Genomic DNA, 18173 nt, shown 5'->3' on the forward strand with positions numbered 1-18173 from the left:
GACAGCGCCGCGCCGCTATGCCAAAAGCAATAAAATTACACGCGGATGAGTCGGCGACAGACCGATCACCGCGAGCCGACAGGAGAGTATATGCGGGTCATCGATCATGTGATCGCGGGCGGTTTGAGTACCACGGACGGCGCGACGGGCGCGGTGTTCGATCCCAATCGCGGCGAGGTGCAGGCGCATGTTCGGCTCGGCACCGCCGCCGATCTCGACCGGGCGGTGGCGGCGGCGCAGGCGGCGCAGCCGGGCTGGGCGGCGACCAATCCGCAGAAGCGCGCCCGCGTGCTGTTCGCGTTCAAGCAGCTGGTCGAAGCGAACATGCAGCAACTGGCTGAACTGCTGTCGAGCGAGCATGGCAAGGTGATCGCCGATGCCAAGGGCGACATCCAGCGCGGGCTGGACGTCATCGAATTCGCCTGCGGCGTGCCGCACCTCCTCAAGGGCGATTATACGCAAGGGGCCGGGCCGGGGATCGACGTCTATTCGATGCGGCAGCCTGTCGGCATCGGCGCGGGGATCACCCCGTTCAACTTCCCGGCGATGATCCCGATGTGGATGTTCGGTGTCGCCATCGCCTGCGGCAACGCCTTCATCCTGAAGCCCAGCGAGCGCGATCCGTCGGTGCCGGTGCGCCTTGCCGAACTGATGCTGGAGGCCGGCGCGCCCGAAGGCATTTTGCAGGTCGTGCATGGCGATAAGACGGTGGTGGATGCGATCCTCGACCATCCGGCGATCGGCGCGGTCAGCTTCGTCGGGTCGAGCGACATCGCGCATTATGTCTATCGGCGCGGCGTCGCGGCGGGCAAGCGCGTACAGGCGATGGGCGGGGCGAAGAACCACGGCATCGTCATGCCCGACGCCGATCTCGATCAGGTCGTCGCCGACCTGGCCGGCGCGGCGTTCGGATCGGCGGGCGAGCGCTGCATGGCGCTGCCGGTGGTCGTGCCGGTCGGCGAAAAGACGGCGATGGCCCTGCGCGAAAAGCTGATTCCGGCGATCGCGGCGCTGCGTGTCGGCGTATCGACCGACGCGGACGCCCATTACGGTCCGGTGGTCAACGCCCAGCACAAGGCGCGGGTCGAGGGCTGGATCGCCAAGGGGGTCGAGGAAGGCGCCGAGCTGGTAGTCGACGGACGCGGGTTTAGCCTGCAGGGGCATGAGCGCGGCTTCTTCATCGGCCCGACGCTGTTCGACCATGTGACGCCGCAGATGGAATCGTATCGCGAGGAAATCTTCGGTCCCGTGCTCCAGATCGTCCGAGCGAACGATTTCGAAACCGCCGTCCGCCTGCCGAGCGAGCACCAATATGGCAACGGCGTCGCGATCTTCACCCGCAACGGCCATGCCGCGCGGGAGTTCGCCGCGCGGGTCAATGTCGGCATGGTCGGCATCAACGTGCCGATCCCGGTGCCGGTCGCCTATCACAGTTTCGGTGGGTGGAAGCGCAGCGCATTCGGTGACGTGAACCAGCATGGCGAGGAAGGCGTGCGCTTCTGGACCAGGGTCAAGACGATCACCCAGCGTTGGCCCGACGGATCGGCACTCGGCGTGCAGGCCGAGGACGGCGCAGCGGCGCGGACGCAGGATGCGTTCGTCATTCCGACGATGGGGTGACGCGGTGCGGCGTTCCCCGGCACTGATGCGAACGATGCCGTTCCTGCTCGGTTGGGCGATCAGCCTGTGGCTGCCGGCGATCGATGTCGGGATGTGGAGCGCGATGCCGATGCTGAGCGGCTGGGCGCTGCTGCTGAACGGCTATCGTGCGCTGCCGGCGTATCAATTCGGCTGGCTGGCCAATTTCGCGCTGTTCGGGGTCCTCGCCGGGCTGTCGTTCTGGGGCATGGGGTGGCGCTGGCTGATCGGGTGGTCCGCATTGCTGCTGCTAACGACATTGCAGGCGTTCGACCTGTTCCTTCGGCCGGCGTTCTGGGCGTTCAAAGGGGCTGGACCGGGGTTCTGGCTATGGACGATATCGAATCTCGGTGCAGCCGCGACCGGCTTCATGGTCGCCGCACGACGGGGGAAACTGCCAAGATGATACGAAGCCTGATGCTCGGGATGTTCGCGACACTGCTGGCGGCAATGCCCGCCGCCGCGCAGAAGCGGATCGCGCTGACGTTCGACGATGCGCCGCGTGCGCGCGGGCCGTTCCTGACGCCGGATGAGCGCACCGAACGGTTGATCGCGGGCTTGCGCAAGGCGAAGGTGCGGCAGGCCGCGTTCTTCGTCGTGCCCGGCAATCTGGCCGCGCCCGACGGGGCCGGCGGCGAGCGGCGGATCGCGGCCTATGTCAAGGCGGGGCATGTGATCGCCAATCACAGCTTCAGCCATCCGGCGCTCAAGTCGATGATCGCCGACGCCTATCTGGCGGACATCGACCGGGCGAGCGGGTGGCTGATGGGGCGCAAGGGGTTGCGGCCCTGGTTCCGCTTTCCCTTTCTCGACGAAGGCGGCAGCGACAAGGCAAAGCGCGATGCCGTGCGCGCGGGCCTCACGGCGCGCAAATTGTCGAACGGCTATGTCACGGTCGACGGGTCGGACTGGAATATCGAGGGACTGACCGCCGAGGCGCGTAATGCCGGCAAGCCGATCGACATGGCGGCGCTGCGCGATCTGTATGTCGAGACGCACGTTGAATCGGCCGAGTTCGCCGACGCGCTCGCTCGCAAGGCGTTGGGGCGTCAGCCGGTGCAGGTGATGCTGCTCCACGAAACCGATCTTGCCGCCTATTGGATCGCCGATCTGGTTGCGGGCCTGCGCAAGAAGGGATGGGAGATCGTGACCGCCGATGTGGCCTATCGCGATCCGATCGCGAAGGCGCAGCCCGACACCCCCTCGGCACAGGGCAACCGATTGGAGGCGATGGCGTGGGAGAAGGGCGTGCCGGCGCCGCGCTGGTACGACCGCAACACGCTGTCGATCGCGACCCCGCTCTATCGGCAGCGGGTGCTGCACGAGGCGCAATGATGACGGCGCGGCGGCACACGGCCTCCGCCTCGCCCTATGAAGCGGCGATCGGCTTTGCGCGGGGCGTGCGCGTCGGCGATCGCATCCTCGTATCGGGCACTGCGCCCGTCGAGCCGGACGGCAGCAGCACGCCGGGCGATGCCGCCGCCCAGGCGGAGCGATGCTTCGCGATCATCGCGCAGGCGATCGAGCAACTGGGCGGGCGGATGGATGATGTCGTCCGCACCCGCATGTACCTGACCGATCCGGCCGATGCCGATGCGGTGGGGCGGGTGCATGGAAGGATTTTCGGCACCGTCCGGCCCGCCGCGACGATGCTGGTGGTGGCCGCGCTGCTTCGCCCCGAATGGCGGGTGGAGATCGAGGCCGAAGCGATAGTGGAGCGTAAAGCATGACCCAGTTCGACCTTACCGACGATCAGCGCGAGATTCAGGAGCTCGCGCGCCGGTTCACGGCGGATGCGATCACGCCGCACGCCGCCGAATGGGACGAAAAACACATCTTCCCGCGCGACACGATCAGGCAGGCCGCCGAGCTGGGTTTCGCCGCGATCTATGTGTCGGAAGAATCGGGCGGCATCGGCCTCGGCCGGATGGAATCGGCGCTCATCATGGAGGCGATGGCTTATGGCTGTCCGTCGACCTCCGCCTTCATCTCGATCCACAATATGGCGGCATGGATGCTCGACGCGTTCGGGTCGGCCGAACTGAAGGCACGCTTCCTCCCCGACCTCGTGACGATGGACAAACTCGCCAGCTATTGCCTGACCGAGCCGTCGTCAGGATCGGACGCGGCGGCGCTGAAGACCAGGGCGGTGCGTGACGGCGACGACTATATCGTGACCGGCACCAAGCAGTTCATTTCCGGCGCGGGCGACAACGACGTCTATCTGGTGATGGTCCGCACCGGCGGCGACGGGCCGAAAGGCATTTCCTGCCTGTTGATCGAAAAGGACATGCCCGGCGTCTCGTTCGGCGCGAACGAGCGCAAGCTCGGCTGGCATTCGCAGCCGACCCGCGCGGTCATTCTCGATCAGGTGCGGGTGCCCGCCGCCAATCTGGTCGGCGCGGAGGGGCAGGGTTTTTCAATCGCGATGCAGGGGCTGGACGGGGGGCGGCTGAACATCGGTGCCTGTTCGCTGGGCGGGGCGCAGCGCTGCCTCGACGAAGCCATCGCCTATACCAAGGCGCGGCAGCAGTTCGGCAAGCCGATTGCCGATTTCCAGAACACCCAGTTCACTTTGGCCGACATGGCGACCGAGCTGGAGGCGGCGCGGGCGCTGCTCTATACCGCCGCTGCCAAGGTGACGGCCAACGCGCCCGACAAGACGCGCTTTGCCGCGATGGCGAAACGCTTCGCCACCGACACGGGATCGAAGGTGGTCGATCAGGCGCTGCAGCTACATGGCGGCTATGGCTATCTGATGGACTATCCGATCGAACGCTTCTGGCGCGACCTGCGCGTCCATTCGATCCTGGAGGGTACGAACCAGGTGATGCGGATGATTATCGGGCGGGAGCTGGTGAAGTGATGGCGCGATCAAATCCTCCCCGGTACGGGGAGGGGGACCATGCGCAGCATGGTGGAGGGGGGTATCCCCGACCACAGCCGATGTGGAGAAGGACACCCCCCTCCACCACCGCTTCGCGGCGGTCCCCCTCCCCGGCACGGGGAGGATTGGTTTGATCCTCACCTCTGTCGACGGCCATCTCGGCCGCATCCGGTTGAACCGGCCCAAGGCGCTCCACGCGCTGAACCACGATATGTGCGAGGCGATGCTCGCCGCACTGGAGCAATGGCGCGCCGATCCGGCCGTCCATGCCATCCTGATCGATCATGCCGAGGGGCGCGGATTTTGCGCCGGCGGCGACATCCGCATGATCGCGGAGAGCAGCGGGGCGGATGGTGCCGATGCCCGCGCCTTCTTCGCGACCGAATATCGGCTGAACCATCGGCTGTTCACCTATGCCAAGCCGACCATCGCCTTCATGGACGGGGTGACGATGGGCGGCGGGGTCGGCATCTCGCAGCCGTGCAAGATCCGGGTGGCTACGGAGAATAGTCGCTTCGCCATGCCCGAGACGGCGATCGGGCTGTTCCCCGATGTCGGCGGTGGCTGGTATCTGTCGCGCCTGCCGGGCCGGATCGGCCAGTATCTGGCGCTGACCGGCGCGCGGCTGGACGGGAACGAGATGCTGGCGCTGGGGCTGGCGACGCATCTGTTGCCCGCCGACAGGCTCGACGCGGTGAAGCAGGCGATCGCCGCCGATCCGCAGGCGGCGGAGGCGATCCTGTCCGACCATGCGACCGCCCCCGGCGATGCACCGATCCTCGCGCAGCGCGAGGCGATCGACCGGCTGTTCGCCAGCGACGATTTCGAGGGAATACTCGCCGCGCTGGAAGGCGATGGGTCGGACTGGGCGCAGGCGCAACTGGCGACGCTCCGGCAACGATCGCCGCTGTCGTGCAAGGTGTCGCTCAAGCTGCTGCTCGACGGTGCGGCCATGCCGACCTTCGAGGATGAGATGCGGCAGGAATATGCCGTCGTCACCCGCATCGTGCAGCGCCCCGACATCGTCGAGGGCGTGCGCGCGGTGATCGTCGACAAGGATCACGCGCCAATATGGGACCCGGCCACCCCGGAGGCGGTCAGCGACCATATGATCGACCGCATCTTTGCCCCGCTTCCTGCCGCCGACGAATGGCGGCCGCGATGATTTTTCTGTCATTCCGGCGCAGGCCGGAATCCATTGTGTCGGGACGTCGCGACTGCTTCGACAGCTTTGCCTGCCCATGGATTCCGGCCTGCGCCGGAATGACGATCCGTTAGGGAGTTTCGATGTCTACTCATGAATCCATCCTCGTCGAACGCCGCGGTGCCGTGACGCTGGTGACGCTGAACCGGCCGCAGGCGCTGAACGCGCTGAACGGCCAGATCCTGTCCGAACTGCTGGGCGCCATGCGTGCGTTCGACGCCGACCCGTCGCAGGGCTGCGCGGTCATCACCGGATCGGCCAAGGCGTTCGCCGCCGGGGCGGACATCAAGGAGATGCAGGAGATGGACTTCGCGGCCATGTATGGCGGCGACCATTTCAGCGGCTGGGACGCGTTCACCCGCACCCGCAAGCCGATCATCGCCGCCGTGGCGGGCTTTGCGCTGGGCGGCGGGTGCGAACTGGCGATGATGTGCGACTTCATCCTGGCAGCCGACACCGCGAAGTTCGGCCAGCCCGAGATCAAGCTGGGCGTGACGCCGGGCATGGGTGGGTCGCAGCGGCTGGCGCGTGCGGTGGGCAAGGCGAAGGCGATGGAAATGTGCCTGACCGGCCGGATGATCGGCGCGGAAGAGGCGGAACGCTGCGGCCTGGTCGCGCGAATCGTGCCCGCCGACGATCTGGTCGAGGACGCGGTGAAGACCGCCGCCGCCATCGCCGCCATGGCCCCGCTGGCGGTCAAGGCGAACAAGGAAATGGTCAACGCCGCGTTCGACACGACGCTGACCCAGGGCGTGCAGTTCGAACGTCGCCTGTTCCACGGCCTGTTCGGCACGGCGGACCAGAAGGAAGGCATGACCGCCTTCGTCGAGAAGCGCCCCGGTAACTGGACCGGGCGGTAGAGTTGCAACGCATGAGCCGAACCGTTTGTGCTGAGTAGGGGCTGAGCGAAGTCGAAGACCCGTATCGAAGCACCTGTGGCGGTCCTTCGATACGCCCCTTCGACAAGCTCAGTGGCTACTCAGGACGAACGGGGTGGTTTGACGTTATTGCGTCACAGGAGAGTTTCGGATGGCACGCATCGGCTTTATCGGCCTTGGCAATATGGGCGGCGGCATGGCGGCCAATCTGGCGAAGGCGGGGCATGACGTCCGTGCGTTCGACCTGTCGGCCGACGCGCTGGCGCGGGCGAAGGCGGCGGGATGCCTGCCGGTCGCCGACGCGGTGGAGGCCGCGGCCGGAGCGCAGGCGGTGGTGACGATGCTGCCCGCCGGTGCCCATGTCGCCCAGGTATATGACGACGCGCTGTTCGCTGCGGTCGATACCGGGGCGGTGCTGATCGATTGTTCGACGATCGACGTCGATACCGCACGGCAGGTCGCCGACGCGGCACGCGCCAGGGGGCTGCACGCGGTCGATGCGCCGGTGTCGGGCGGGATCGCGGCGGCCAATGCCGGCGCGCTGACCTTCATGGTCGGCGGCAGCGACACGGCCTTCGCCAAGGCCGAACCGTTCCTGTCCGACATGGGCAAGGCGGTGATCCACGCCGGGGCGAGCGGCGCGGGACAGGCCGCCAAGATGTGCAACAACATGCTGCTCGGCGCATCGATGATCGCGACGTGCGAAGCGTTTGCGCTGGCCGAGAGACTGGGCCTCGACCCGCAGACCTTCTACGACATCTCGTCGGTCAGTTCGGGCCAGTGTTGGTCGATGACCAGCTATTGCCCGGTGGCGGGCGTAGGGCCGGAAACCCCGGCCGATCGTGGCTATCAGGGAGGGTTCGCCGCCGGGTTGATGCTGAAGGACCTGCGGCTCGCGATGCAGGCGGCGGCGGGCGCGGGAGCCGACACGCCGATGGGCGCGCGTGCCGCCGAACTTTATGCCCGCTTCGTCGAGGACGGCAACGCCGCGACCGATTTCTCCGGCATCATCGAGACGTTGCGCAAAGGAGCCGCTTGACGGCGGGGCGGCGATCCGCTTGGAACGCTAGCCTTGCCTGCGGACGTGGCGAAATCGGTAGACGCAGCGGACTTAAAATCCGCTTCCCATCGGGAGTGCGGGTTCAAGTCCCGCCGTCCGTACCAACGGTTTTGAATGGCGTTGAGCGGCTAGGCATCCCCATGGGTGCCTAGCCATGTCGACCTGTTTGGCATTAGTTCGGTCCGGATGGGGCCAAATATCTTCTTTTCCAGTTCTTGACGCTGGTAAGAAACATATCGCTGAAGCAATATCCCATGAAAACCGTTATCGTTGAAGGTCCGTAGCATTGTACGGTTACCGCGTAGATGTTCATTAAGAACATCAGGAGGATTTTGTCTCGTGTTTTGTAATTGGGCACTCCCAGAAAAGCACCGATTACAAAAATCGCGAACGGAAACCCAAGCATGATATACGTTGAAACATAGAAATTATCTACGGGAACTCGCAGATAGCCAAGGGACGTGTAGTCCATCGGGTAGACGAAGCAACCCAGGCCGCACCCTGTGATGAGTCCAGCCGGGAATATGTTGGACAGATAGATGAACGGAAAAACCCAAGTAGAATTGATGCGATCCTGCATACTGAACAGGCTAGGATTTATTTTCTGTAGATCGATACCGCTCAAGGCAATCATCAGGATAAACGGTACCAGAACCAGGGCAAACGAGTATTGCGTCAGCTTTTTCCGATAAAGTTCATTGTTCTTGGGGTCGGTTAGAACTTCAAAGATAAGATAATATGCAAGGAATATGATGCCGCAGCCCATCGCGGTCTTATTCGTCGACAGATACAAGGCATAGCCGATGATGGGCGTGGCGAGAAACGTGAACCACTTACGATAGTGGGTGCATACGAGGATAAAGGGGAAAAGCGCCATATAGGCCGCCATCGTGCTGTCGCCTGCGAAACCGCCGTAACGCACCGCACCGCCAGACCACCAAACCCGACCCACAGCCTTGGTCTGTCCAAAAGTTTCGACGGACATCCCGGTCCAAGGGTAATCGACATAAGGCGAAAGCAGCAATCCGAGTACAGATAGTGCCGACATCAACAGGAAAGAATACCGCGCCCAGCGCAGCTCGTTTATCGAGCGCCCCGCAAATGCAAATCCGAGGAAGATTGGAGACATCATTTTCACTGCGGAAAATAGGGCGGCAGCGTTGGCAGACATGAAGAGCCAGCCGATTATCAACGACAAAAATATGTTGACGCTGAATAAAATACCCCAAGCCGAGTTTCGGCGTATCGCGATATACCAAACGAAGTACGCTACAGCGGCAAAGGCCATCATATCTGGAACAAACCAGATGAACGCCAACTTGGCGTGAGCCAAATAGTATCGAACCGGTCCGGTGAAAGCATCACGGAATCCGTAGGAAACGAACGCAATTGCCAGGAGTGTGAGCTTCAGCCGTGATAGTTCTGCCGATCGCGTGAGCGACCGTTGCAATTCGTCGTCTCGCACGGGGATGGAAGCAATTTTTCGATGTTGGCCAAATGCCCGACGCCACGGCCGCATCTCGGGTAAGGGGGTCGTATCAAATGCCGGCATAATTGAACCCTTGAAAGGCTTGGCGCATCATTCTGCTGTCGGGCTGCGGCGCATCAAGCGCCTTACAACCGCAACGATCTCCATGACCTGATCGCGTTGTACCACAAGAAGCATACCGAGATAGATCAACAAGCCGATGCTGCCCATGATGGCGATCGTTACCAGCGAAGGCAGGTCGGGCAGTTGCGGTTTCAACAGGGTCAGCGCGCCCACCATCACCCCTGACGCGAGCAGTGGGGGCAAGACGCCGGAAATCGTTTCGCCTATCGGAATCCCGATCCGGCTTTTCAGGATGACGAAGATGACCGGCGATACCAGCGCCAGCCGCGCGACGTTGCCGGCGGCGGCGGCGACCAGTCCATAGCGGGCGAACAGATACGCCACGATCGTGCTGGCGACGAATTCGAAGATGTTCACCGCCAACACCACGCGCATCTGCCCCGCGGCCATGAGGACGTTCGATTTGAAGAACAGCGGCGGGATGAAGATCGCCGTCAGCGTCAGGACCTGCATCGGCAGGATGCTCAGCTGCCATTGCTTGCCGAACATGAAGGTGATGATCTCGGGTGCCACGACGGCCGCGCCGAGGAACATCGGATAGGCGAAGAGCGCGGTCGTCTTCACCAGCTTGAGGTATCCCGCGATCAACGCTTCCCGGTTGTCCTGCAGGCGTGACAGGGACGTCAGCGTCACGCTGGTGATCTGCCGGATCGACAGTTCCTGCAGCAGGTCGAGCGCGCGCCACGCAATGCGCAGATAGCCGAGCGCCGTCGCGCCCAGGACATAGCCGACGATCAGGTCGATGATCCGCTGATTGCCGCTGCCCAGCACGGAGGACAGCGCGATCACACTGCCATCGCGCAGCTGGGCGACGCCGGTGTCGCGCTTCCACGTCAGACGCGGCAGCCAGCGCGTCGAGTACACCATCGCCACCAGCAGCCAGACCACATAGATCAGACGCTGGATGACAAGGCTCCACACGCCGAAGCCCGTCAGGGCGAGGACCAGCGCGACGATGCCGCTGGCCATGGTGGCCGTGACGTTTCGCGCGGCCAGCGCCTTGAAGCCGAAGTCGCGCCGCAACTTCGCCTCATACACGGCCCCCACGGCGTAAAGCGCGGAAACCGGCGCGAGCCATTGCATGACCGGTCGCAGCAGGGGTTCGTCGAAACCGACCGCCAGCGGGCCGGCGACGAGCAGCAATGCCACGGTAAACAGCAAGCCGATCGCCAGGCTCGACCAGAAGGCGGTACTGGCATCGTCGTCGTCCAGCGTCGGCCGCTGGATGGCGACTTCGGTCAGGCCCGCGCGGCCGACGGTCGAACTGAGTTCGATGAAGACGACCGCGATGCCGATCAGGCCGAAGGTTTCCGGTCCCAACTGGCGCGCAAGAACGATGAACAGGACGAACTGGAAGACGGTCTGACCACCCGAACCGAGCATCATCCAGAAAGCGCCGGAGGCGGTGCGACCAGAGAGCGAAGACGAACTCATGCGCGAGTTCCCTGCCGGTCGCGACGCACGCGTTGCACGATGCCCTGCCAGAGAAAGGCCCAGGATGGGGGAGCCGCTGCAAGAGTTTTGAGCGCCCTGATACGATCCCGGCTGCGATTATGGACCAGGGCGGTTTCATAGGCCTGAAGTCCGCGGGCCTGTTCCTGGCGCTGTCGTAACAAGCCGGTGTCGACCGCATCGAAGGCGCGAGCATGTTCTGCCAGCAATGCCTCGACTCCGCGGATCACCTGACCACGGTCGACGACGGTCCGCGTCTGACCGGATGCCTTGCCCGACAGGCTGCCGATGCGCTGCGTGTACAGATAGCCCGCAGTGGCAACGAGTCCCGCCTTCGCGCCATGTGCCAGGCAGCTTGCGTAGAAATAGAAATCTTCGCTGTCGCGGATCGTCTCGGGATACCGCAACCGTTGCTCCAGAAGAAAGGACCGGCGGAAGACGAACTTCAGGAGGGCAAATTGCAGGTAGCCGCGACCGCTGACGTCGCTCAAGGGGCGGCGGAACAGGGAAGCGCGAAGAAAGCGCTTCATGTCGACGACCTCGAAGGCGCCGTTCAGTTCCAGGTTGCCATGGCCCGCTTCTGCCTGCGCCGTCGCGTCATAATAGGTTACGTTGTCGGCGATCATGTCGAGCGACCGTTCTTCCGCCGTTCGTACCAGCGTGTCGAGGCGATCGGGCTTGAACGCATCGTCGGCGTCGAGGATCGCGATCCACCGGCCGCGCGCTGCCGCGATGCCGAGGTTGCGCGCGGCGGACGGGCCGCCGTTCTTCGGCGAACGCACCAGTCTGATCCTCGCATCCAGCTTCGCGAGGTCCGTGACGACCGCGACCGTATCGTCGCGGGATACGTCGTCGACGACGATGATTTCGACGTCCGACAGGGTCTGTGCCTGGACCGACCGGATCGCGCGTTCGATAAACAGTGCGGCATCGTAGGCGGCGATGATGACCGATACCAGGGGTGGCGCGGTCGCGTCGGATGGACCGCTGGCGGACTCGGACAACATGGTTCAATTCCCACTGTGGCAGGACGACGTTGGATCAGCTGCTGTTCGACACAACCATGGCACGGCAGCTTGCCTCGTCCGGACCGGTTGGACCATAGCAGATCGATTCCACGCTGCTCTAGATGGTTTTTGCCGCGTTGCAACATACAACCGCATCCGCGTTTTCAGCGGCCGGCGACGCTCCGATCACCCCGCACGGCCCTCTGGCCGGTCGACGGGCTTTCGTGGCATGGAAGAGCGATGCGTCGTTTCCTCCTTTCCGCTCTCCTTCCGCTGATGCTGGTCGCCTGCGACGGCAAGGGCGACGAGCGGCGGGTCGTGGTCGATGCGATCGAGGACGGCGCGAAGGGCGATGTCGAGCGGGTCCTGCTGCGCAGCGCGCTGGCGCAGGGGCTGGTACGCTTCGATGCCGCCGGCCAGGTCGAACCGGGTCTCGCCGAACGCTGGAACATGGTCGATGACGGGCGCAGCTATATCTTTCGGCTGGGCGATGCGACGTGGAGCGACGGCCGGCCCGTCACCGCCGAACAGGTCGTGGCGGCGCTTCGCCGCGCGGTGCGGGCGGATGCCGGCCATCGGCTGACGCCATTCCTGCGATCGATCGACGAGATCGTCGCGATGACGCCGCAGGTGATCGAGGTGCGGCTGAAGCGGCCCAATACCGAATTGCTGACCCTGCTCGCCCAACCCGAACTGGCGGTGATCCGTGGCACGCAGGGCACCGGGCCGCTGCGCCGGTTGCAGGGGAGCGGCATCCGTCTGCGCGCGCCGGCCGATCCGGAAGGGCCGCCGCCGGTCGCCGCCGACGAGGTCCGGTTGCGTGGGGGCCGCGCGGCGCTGGCGGTGGCGCGCTATGCCGAGAAGCGCAGCGACCTGGTGCTGGGCGGGGATTTCGCCGACTGGCCGCTGGTCGCTGCCGCCGGTCCCCGGCCGGCCGACGTCCGGATCGATCCGGCGCGCGGGCTGTTCGGCTTCGCGTTCGTCACGCGGGACGGCTTCCTGGCGACCGCGCTCGGCCGGGCGGCGGTGGCGATGGCGGTGCAGGGCGCCAACGTGCCCGGCGCGATCGACCCGGCATGGGGACCGGCGGACACGCTGTTGCCCGAACGGCTCGATTCGGCGGCGGACCCGGCGCTACCGCCGTGGCGCAACCTGACCGAGGAACAGCGCTGGACGACCGCCCGCGCACAGGTGGCCGCTTATGGCCGACCGGTGCGGTTGCGTATCGCGTTGCCGGCCGGCCCGGGGGCAACGTTGCTGTGGGGTCGGGTCGCAGTCGCGCTGTCGCGGATCGGGATTGCGGGCGAACGGGTGGCGATGACCGCGCCCGCCGACCTGCGGCTGATCGACCGGGTGGCACCATATGACAGTGCGCGCTGGTATCTGGCGACCGCGTGTCGCAGTTGTTCGATGGAGGCGATGACGCTGATCGCGGCGGCGCGCGATGCCGACAACCTGCCCGAACGCGCGCAACGACTGGCGGTCGCCGATGCCGCGATGGCGGCGGACGTCGCGTTCGTCTCCCTCGCGCGGCCGTGGCGCTGGTCGCTGGTCGCGCCTCGCCTGCGGGCGTTTCAGGCCAATGCCCGCGCGGTGCATCCGTTGAACCATCTGCGCGGCGATCCCAGATAGGGGGCATGGCAAAGCCCAACCGCATCTCGCCCGAACTGTTCGATCAGATCGCCGGGCATCTCGACAAGGACCCGCAAGCCGTGCGTCGCCGCGTGGTGGCGATCGAGCGGTTGATGGAACGGTCGATGACCATCCCCGGCACGAAGCATCCGGTGGGCCTCGACTTCCTGCTGAACTTCATCCCCGTTATCGGCAGCTTCATCGGTGCGGCGATGGGCAGCTACATGCTGTGGGAAGCGCGTAACCTGGGCATGTCGAAGTGGCAGATGGCGCGGATGGCCGGCAATGTCGGCACCGACTGGGCGCTGGGGCTGATCCCGATCGTCGGCGCGGTGCCGGACTTCTTCTTCCGGTCGAATACCCGCAACCTGCGGATCATCCGCAAGCATCTCGACCGTCACCATCCCGCGACGGTGACGGTCGAGGGGTAATCAGCCGGCCTGACGCCCGCCGCGCCAGATCTTGACGCGGGTATTGGGCGTTACGCCGCCCTGATGCGCCGGACAGTTGGTGTAGCGGCGGCGCTTGTCGAGGCAGAGCCAAATCTCGTCCAGCCAGCCACGCTTGTTGGTCGTGATCCGCATCGACTGCGCAGTCATGCCGGGGTTCAGGCGGGCGATGGCGCCGGCGATCTGTCCGGCGGTCAGGTTGGGCCGGCGCGACAGGGCCATCATGTCGGGGAAGCGCAACCGCTGGAACAGGGTACGCGATTCGTCGAAATAGGCGGCGGGGGAGACGCCCATGCAGGTGCCGTGCTTGGCATATTCATGCTGGAGCAGCTGCGCCGAGGGCGTGACGCACAGGTTCTTCGCGATCACCGCGTCGGGCAGGATCGGGGTGCCGGTGCAATATTGTGGCCAGTCCTTGCCCTCGCCATCGGGCCACAGGCCATGCAGCGTGAAGCCGAAGCGGTTGCCGCCACCGCACTGGAAGGCGTTGCGCGCATCGTCGCGGCGGGTGCGGCAATATTCCGGACTCCAGGTGATGGCGAGCGTGTAGCTGCCGATCGGCAGGACGCGGCGCGGCTGTTGCGGGGTCGGCAGGTCGGCGCGCGGGCGTTCGACCTGCGCGGGTACGGAGCATTGCAGCGTCTGCGCCTGTGCCGCGACGGGTGCCAGCAGCGCGGCGAGGGTGAGGGCGAGGCGCATCAGATGTCCTCGTCGACGATGGCAGGGGCGAACCATGCGGCGGCGTCGGGGCGGAACAGGAAGACGACCGCTGCCGTCTGCAACGCAACCGCGGCGATGCGGACGATGCCGCCGACGTCGAGGATCACCGCGCCGGTGGAAAAGCCGACAGCCAGGCTGCCGATCGCGAAGACGGTGAAGACGACCAGTATCCATTTCGCGACGACGCTGCCGCGCCGGGCGATGAAAAACCACAGCAGCAGCGCGATGGCTACGCCGACCACGATCATGCCGCCGGCCGCGACCGTGGCGGTCGACCCCAATGCCGCCGTATCGGGATTTTCCGCCAGCCGCGCCATGGTGAGCGGCCATTCGAGGATGTTGCCGATCAGCCCGACGGCGATCGAGGCGAGATAGAGCCGGTCGAACCGGACGATGGAAGACGGACGCATGGAGGCTCCCCTGATGGTACCGATGGGTTATGCGGCGTCGAGGGTGAAATCCAGCCCGATATCGGCGGCGGGTGCCGACTGGGTCAGGCGGCCGACGCTGACATAGGTCACGCCGGTTTCGGCGATGGCGCGGATGGTGTCGAGCCGGACGCCGCCCGATGCCTCCGCCGGCACGCGCCCGGCGATCAGCGCCACGGCTTCGCGCAGTATCGGCGGGGTCATGTTGTCGAGCAGCAGGTGGGTCGCGCCGGCGGCGAGCGCGGGTTCGATCTGGTCGATCGAGTCTACCTCGACGATGATCCGGTCGATCCCCGCCGCCTTCGCGCGGGCGGTGGCTTCGCCGACCGACCCCGCGACCGCGACGTGGTTGTCCTTTATCATCGCCGCATCCCACAGCCCCATGCGGTGGTTGGTCGCGCCGCCCATGCGGGTCGCATATTTCTCCAGCACGCGCAGCCCGGGAATGGTCTTGCGCGTGTCGAGCAGCGTCGCAGCCGTGCCTGCGATCGCGGCGACATAGGTCGCGGTCAGCGTGGCGATGCCCGACAGATGCTGGACGGTGTTCAGCGCCGAGCGTTCGGCGGTCAGCAACGCACGGGCATTGCCGCGCAGCCGCAGCAGCGCGGTGCCGGCCGGTACCGAATCGCCATCGGCCACCAGCGCTTCGATGGTAACGGTCGGGTCGAGCTGGTGGAAGAAGGCGGCGGCGATGTCGATCCCCGCGACGGTGATCGCGTCACGGCTGTCCATGACCCCGGTGAAGACCGCATCGGCCGGGATGACGGCGGCGGCGGTGATGTCGCCGGCATCGCCCATATCCTCGGCAAGGGTCGTGGCGACGAAGGCGGCGAGATCGAAACCGGGGATCATGGGCAGGGTCCGGGCTGGGGTAAGGAGGCTTGGCTATAGAGGGGGGCGGGGGTGGGTGACAGGGCGTTTGAGGGCGGTTCTGCCGGCCAAAGTTCACTAAGTTCACACTAGTGGCGTTATTGCGCGGTTGGTGCGGTGGACGATGAACGGGTCGGGCGGCGTAGGGCAATGGGGCGACCCACCGACGATGGCAGGTGACTGCCATGTAGGAAAGCGATCCATGGATATTGGCACGGGCAGGCCTCTCCCCTCGTCACCCCGGACTTGTTCCGGGGTCTACGGCGCGGCGATCGGTCTGGCGGGAGGCGCTATCGACAGCGTTCGCAGCCCGGTGGACCCCGGAACAAGTCCGGGGTGACGTGTGGTGAAGGTTGCGCCCTATTTCCGCCGCTGCCCCTCGACGATAGCGATGGCGCGTTCGATCGCGACCTCGATCGACAGTGTGGTCGTGTCGAGCGGGGCGGCGTCGGCGGCCATGGTCAGGGGGGCGGTCGCGCGGCCCGAATCGCGTTCGTCGCGGGCGCGGATGTCGGCCAGCACCCGGTCATAGGTGACGCCCGACCCGGCCTTGGCCAGTTCGGTGTGCCGGCGGCGGGCGCGGATCGCCGGGGTGGCCTTCACGAACAGCTTGGCATCGGCATCGGGCGCGATGACCGTGCCGATGTCGCGCCCGTCGAGCACCGCGCCGCCGGGCTGTTGCGCGAACTTGCGCTGGCGCCGCAGCAGCGCCGAGCGCACCAGCGGATGGGCGGAAACGATCGAGGCGGTCTGCCCGGCCTCATCGGTGCGCAGCCAGGGGTCGTCCAGCAGCGTGTCGGAAAAATCGCAGGCGGCGACGCAGTCCGCCTCGCGCGTCGGGTCCATGCCGTCGCGTAGGACGCGGGTCGCGACCGCGCGATAGAGCAGCCCGGTGTCGAGGTGCGGCAGGCCGTAATGCTTCGCCAGCGCCCGCGCGATGGTGCCCTTGCCCGATGCTGCCGGGCCGTCGACCGCGATAATCACAATGGCGCGCCGAGGCCACGCAGCAGCGTGGTGAAGGTCGGGAAGCTGGTCGCGACCGGAGCCATGTCGTCGATGGTGACCGGTTCGCGCGACACGAGGCCGGCGACGACGAAGCTCATCGCGATGCGGTGGTCGAGCTTCGCGGTGATGGTGCCGCCACCGGGCAACGGATCGCCGCCGGTGCCGTCGATGATGAGGCCGTCCTCGGTCTCCTCGACCCGCGCACCGATCGCGCGCAGCCCTTCGGCCATGGTCGTGATGCGGTCGCTTTCCTTTACGCGCAGCTCCTCAAGGCCACGGGTGACGGTGCGACCCCGGGCCAGCGCGGCGGCCACGAACAGGATGGGGAATTCATCGATCATCGATGGGGCGACCGCCGGATCGACCTCGATCCCCGTCAGCGACGAGGCGCGGACGACGAGGTCGGCGACCGGCTCGCCGCCCACATCGCGCGGGTTTTCGAAGGCGATGTCGCCGCCCATCGCGCGCAGTACGTCGAACAGCGCGGCGCGGGTCGGGTTCAGCCCGACATTGGTGATCGTGACATGGCTGCCCGGCACCAGCAGCGCGGCCACGACCGGAAAGGCCGCCGACGACGGATCGCCCGGCACGGTGATCGTCTGGGGCTTCAGTTCCGCCTCGCCGTGCAGTTCGATGACGCGACCCGCCGGCGTGACCTCGACGGTCAGCTTCGCGCCGAAGCCCTTCAGCATCCGCTCGCTATGGTCGCGGGTCGGCACCGGTTCGACGACGCGGGTAATGCCCGGGGTGTTCAGTCCGGCGAGCAGGATCGCCGACTTCACCTGGGCCGAGGCGACCGGCAGCGTGTAGTCGATCGGCACGGCGGGGACGATTCCCCGCAGCATGAGGGGCAGGCGACCGCCCGGGCTGGCGGTGATCTCCGCGCCCATCTGCGACAGGGGTTCGATGACCCGGCCCATCGGCCGCTTGCTCAAGGAGGCGTCGCCGGTGAAGGTCGCGGTGATCGCGTGGGACGATACCAGCCCCATCAGCAACCGGGTCGAGGTGCCCGAATTGCCCATGTCGAGCGCGGTCGCCGGTTGCAGCAGTCCGCCCACACCCACGCCGTCGATGGTCCACACGCCGTCGTCGCCGCGTTCGATCGTCGCCCCCATCGCCCGCATCGCGGCGGCGGTGGACAGGACATCCTCCCCCTCCAGCAACCCGGTCACGCGGCTGGTGCCGACCGCCAGCGCGGACAGCATCAGCGAACGATGGCTGATCGACTTGTCGCCGGGAACGGGCGCGGTGCCGGTCAGCGGACCGCTGGCGGCGACGGAAAGCGGGGTGGGGGTGGCGTCGTGCATATGACCGGCGGCTTTGACAGCGCG

The 18173-nt window shown here is 66.0% G+C and carries 18 protein-coding genes and 1 tRNA gene; 11 read left to right on the top strand and 8 right to left on the bottom strand.

Translation table 11 applies throughout. The features are described from left to right. Positions 1 to 90: 90 nt before the first annotated feature. The 9 genes from ASE83_RS06355 (at position 91) to ASE83_RS06395 (ending at position 7771) form a co-directional block, all read left to right on the top strand. Positions 91 to 1620, top strand: coding sequence for a CoA-acylating methylmalonate-semialdehyde dehydrogenase (locus ASE83_RS06355; protein ID WP_055786379.1), 1530 nt, complete (start codon positions 91 to 93; stop codon positions 1618 to 1620). Between the two features lie 4 nt (positions 1621 to 1624). Continuing rightward, complete coding sequence (locus ASE83_RS06360; protein ID WP_156352804.1) at positions 1625 to 2044, top strand: hypothetical protein; 420 nt, start codon at positions 1625 to 1627, stop codon at positions 2042 to 2044. An 11-nt stretch (positions 2045 to 2055) separates the two neighbouring features. Then, positions 2056 to 2973, top strand: coding sequence for a polysaccharide deacetylase family protein (locus tag ASE83_RS06365; protein ID WP_055786373.1), 918 nt, complete (start codon positions 2056 to 2058; stop codon positions 2971 to 2973). Continuing rightward, positions 2973 to 3368 (top strand): RidA family protein, encoded by a 396-nt coding sequence (locus ASE83_RS06370; protein ID WP_055787642.1) that lies wholly within the window; start codon positions 2973 to 2975, stop codon positions 3366 to 3368. The genes ASE83_RS06365 and ASE83_RS06370 overlap by 1 nt, the downstream gene beginning before the upstream one ends. After that, positions 3365 to 4504 carry an acyl-CoA dehydrogenase family protein gene (locus ASE83_RS06375; protein ID WP_055786370.1) on the top strand — a complete coding sequence of 380 codons (1140 nt, stop codon included), beginning with the start codon at positions 3365 to 3367 and terminating at the stop codon, positions 4502 to 4504. Before ASE83_RS06370 ends, ASE83_RS06375 begins: the two co-directional genes overlap by 4 nt. 145 nt (positions 4505 to 4649) lie before the next feature. Beyond that, positions 4650 to 5690, top strand: a complete 1041-nt coding sequence (locus tag ASE83_RS06380; RefSeq protein ID WP_055787639.1) for an enoyl-CoA hydratase/isomerase family protein — start codon at positions 4650 to 4652, stop codon at positions 5688 to 5690. A gap of 122 nt (positions 5691 to 5812) precedes the next feature. Beyond that, on the top strand, positions 5813 to 6589 hold the full coding sequence (locus ASE83_RS06385; protein ID WP_055786367.1) for an enoyl-CoA hydratase: 777 nt from the start codon (positions 5813 to 5815) through the stop codon (positions 6587 to 6589). A 169-nt stretch (positions 6590 to 6758) separates the two neighbouring features. After that, entirely contained in the window at positions 6759 to 7646 is an 888-nt protein-coding gene (gene mmsB / locus ASE83_RS06390) for a 3-hydroxyisobutyrate dehydrogenase (protein WP_055786363.1), read from the top strand. A 39-nt stretch (positions 7647 to 7685) separates the two neighbouring features. Further along, a tRNA-Leu gene (locus ASE83_RS06395) sits at positions 7686 to 7771 on the top strand. Positions 7772 to 7839: 68 nt separating this feature from the next. On the opposite strand, the gene ASE83_RS06400 is transcribed toward ASE83_RS06395, so the two are convergent. From ASE83_RS06400 to ASE83_RS06410, 3 genes are read right to left on the bottom strand one after another with little or no spacing between them, the layout of a single operon-like run. After that, on the bottom strand, positions 7840 to 9219 hold the full coding sequence (locus ASE83_RS06400) for a hypothetical protein (protein WP_156352807.1): 1380 nt from the start codon (positions 9217 to 9219) through the stop codon (positions 7840 to 7842). Positions 9220 to 9246: 27 nt separating this feature from the next. Then, complete coding sequence (locus ASE83_RS06405; RefSeq protein WP_082443160.1) at positions 9247 to 10713, bottom strand: lipopolysaccharide biosynthesis protein; 1467 nt, start codon at positions 10711 to 10713, stop codon at positions 9247 to 9249. Next, a complete protein-coding gene (locus ASE83_RS06410) occupies positions 10710 to 11738 on the bottom strand; it encodes a glycosyltransferase family 2 protein (protein WP_055786354.1) in 1029 nt (342 codons plus the stop codon). Before ASE83_RS06410 ends, ASE83_RS06405 begins: the two co-directional genes overlap by 4 nt. A gap of 240 nt (positions 11739 to 11978) precedes the next feature. Here ASE83_RS06410 and ASE83_RS06415 point away from each other — a divergent pair, with 240 nt between their 5' ends. Then, complete coding sequence (locus ASE83_RS06415; RefSeq protein WP_055786351.1) at positions 11979 to 13370, top strand: ABC transporter substrate-binding protein; 1392 nt, start codon at positions 11979 to 11981, stop codon at positions 13368 to 13370. Between the two features lie 5 nt (positions 13371 to 13375). Next, positions 13376 to 13801: a DUF4112 domain-containing protein gene (locus tag ASE83_RS06420; protein WP_055786348.1), complete on the top strand. Its 426-nt coding sequence runs from the start codon at positions 13376 to 13378 to the stop codon at positions 13799 to 13801. Here ASE83_RS06420 and ASE83_RS06425 read toward each other — a convergent pair whose 3' ends face one another. From ASE83_RS06425 to aroA, 5 genes are all read right to left on the bottom strand, one after another. Next, a complete protein-coding gene (locus tag ASE83_RS06425) occupies positions 13802 to 14518 on the bottom strand; it encodes a ribonuclease T2 family protein (RefSeq protein WP_055786345.1) in 717 nt (238 codons plus the stop codon). Then, positions 14518 to 14949: a hypothetical protein gene (locus ASE83_RS06430; protein WP_055786342.1), complete on the bottom strand. Its 432-nt coding sequence runs from the start codon at positions 14947 to 14949 to the stop codon at positions 14518 to 14520. The genes ASE83_RS06425 and ASE83_RS06430 overlap by 1 nt, the downstream gene beginning before the upstream one ends. Positions 14950 to 14976: 27 nt before the next feature. Next, on the bottom strand, positions 14977 to 15819 hold the full coding sequence (gene nadC / locus ASE83_RS06435; RefSeq protein ID WP_055786339.1) for a carboxylating nicotinate-nucleotide diphosphorylase: 843 nt from the start codon (positions 15817 to 15819) through the stop codon (positions 14977 to 14979). A 378-nt stretch (positions 15820 to 16197) separates the two neighbouring features. Beyond that, on the bottom strand, positions 16198 to 16821 hold the full coding sequence (gene cmk, locus ASE83_RS06440) for a (d)CMP kinase (RefSeq protein ID WP_055786336.1): 624 nt from the start codon (positions 16819 to 16821) through the stop codon (positions 16198 to 16200). Then, a complete protein-coding gene (aroA, locus tag ASE83_RS06445; RefSeq protein ID WP_055786333.1) occupies positions 16818 to 18149 on the bottom strand; it encodes a 3-phosphoshikimate 1-carboxyvinyltransferase in 1332 nt (443 codons plus the stop codon). Before aroA ends, cmk begins: the two co-directional genes overlap by 4 nt. Positions 18150 to 18173: the final 24 nt, after the last annotated feature.

Origin of the sequence: Sphingomonas sp. Leaf32, from assembly GCF_001421765.1 — a bacterium.
In the GTDB taxonomy this organism is placed as follows: Bacteria; Pseudomonadota; Alphaproteobacteria; order Sphingomonadales; family Sphingomonadaceae; genus Sphingomonas.

Coding starts and splice junctions, on each gene's coding strand:
- ASE83_RS06355 (WP_055786379.1), top strand. CDS start 91: ATGCGGGTCATCGATCATGTGATCGCGGGCGGTTTGAGTACCACGGAC.
- ASE83_RS06365 (WP_055786373.1), top strand. CDS start 2,056: ATGCTCGGGATGTTCGCGACACTGCTGGCGGCAATGCCCGCCGCCGCG.
- ASE83_RS06370 (WP_055787642.1), top strand. CDS start 2,973: ATGACGGCGCGGCGGCACACGGCCTCCGCCTCGCCCTATGAAGCGGCG.
- ASE83_RS06375 (WP_055786370.1), top strand. CDS start 3,365: ATGACCCAGTTCGACCTTACCGACGATCAGCGCGAGATTCAGGAGCTC.
- ASE83_RS06385 (WP_055786367.1), top strand. CDS start 5,813: ATGTCTACTCATGAATCCATCCTCGTCGAACGCCGCGGTGCCGTGACG.
- mmsB (WP_055786363.1), top strand. CDS start 6,759: ATGGCACGCATCGGCTTTATCGGCCTTGGCAATATGGGCGGCGGCATG.
- ASE83_RS06400 (WP_156352807.1), bottom strand. CDS start 9,219: ATGCCGGCATTTGATACGACCCCCTTACCCGAGATGCGGCCGTGGCGT.
- ASE83_RS06405 (WP_082443160.1), bottom strand. CDS start 10,713: ATGAGTTCGTCTTCGCTCTCTGGTCGCACCGCCTCCGGCGCTTTCTGG.
- ASE83_RS06410 (WP_055786354.1), bottom strand. CDS start 11,738: ATGTTGTCCGAGTCCGCCAGCGGTCCATCCGACGCGACCGCGCCACCC.
- ASE83_RS06415 (WP_055786351.1), top strand. CDS start 11,979: ATGCGTCGTTTCCTCCTTTCCGCTCTCCTTCCGCTGATGCTGGTCGCC.
- ASE83_RS06420 (WP_055786348.1), top strand. CDS start 13,376: ATGGCAAAGCCCAACCGCATCTCGCCCGAACTGTTCGATCAGATCGCC.
- ASE83_RS06425 (WP_055786345.1), bottom strand. CDS start 14,518: ATGCGCCTCGCCCTCACCCTCGCCGCGCTGCTGGCACCCGTCGCGGCA.
- ASE83_RS06430 (WP_055786342.1), bottom strand. CDS start 14,949: ATGCGTCCGTCTTCCATCGTCCGGTTCGACCGGCTCTATCTCGCCTCG.
- nadC (WP_055786339.1), bottom strand. CDS start 15,819: ATGATCCCCGGTTTCGATCTCGCCGCCTTCGTCGCCACGACCCTTGCC.
- aroA (WP_055786333.1), bottom strand. CDS start 18,149: ATGCACGACGCCACCCCCACCCCGCTTTCCGTCGCCGCCAGCGGTCCG.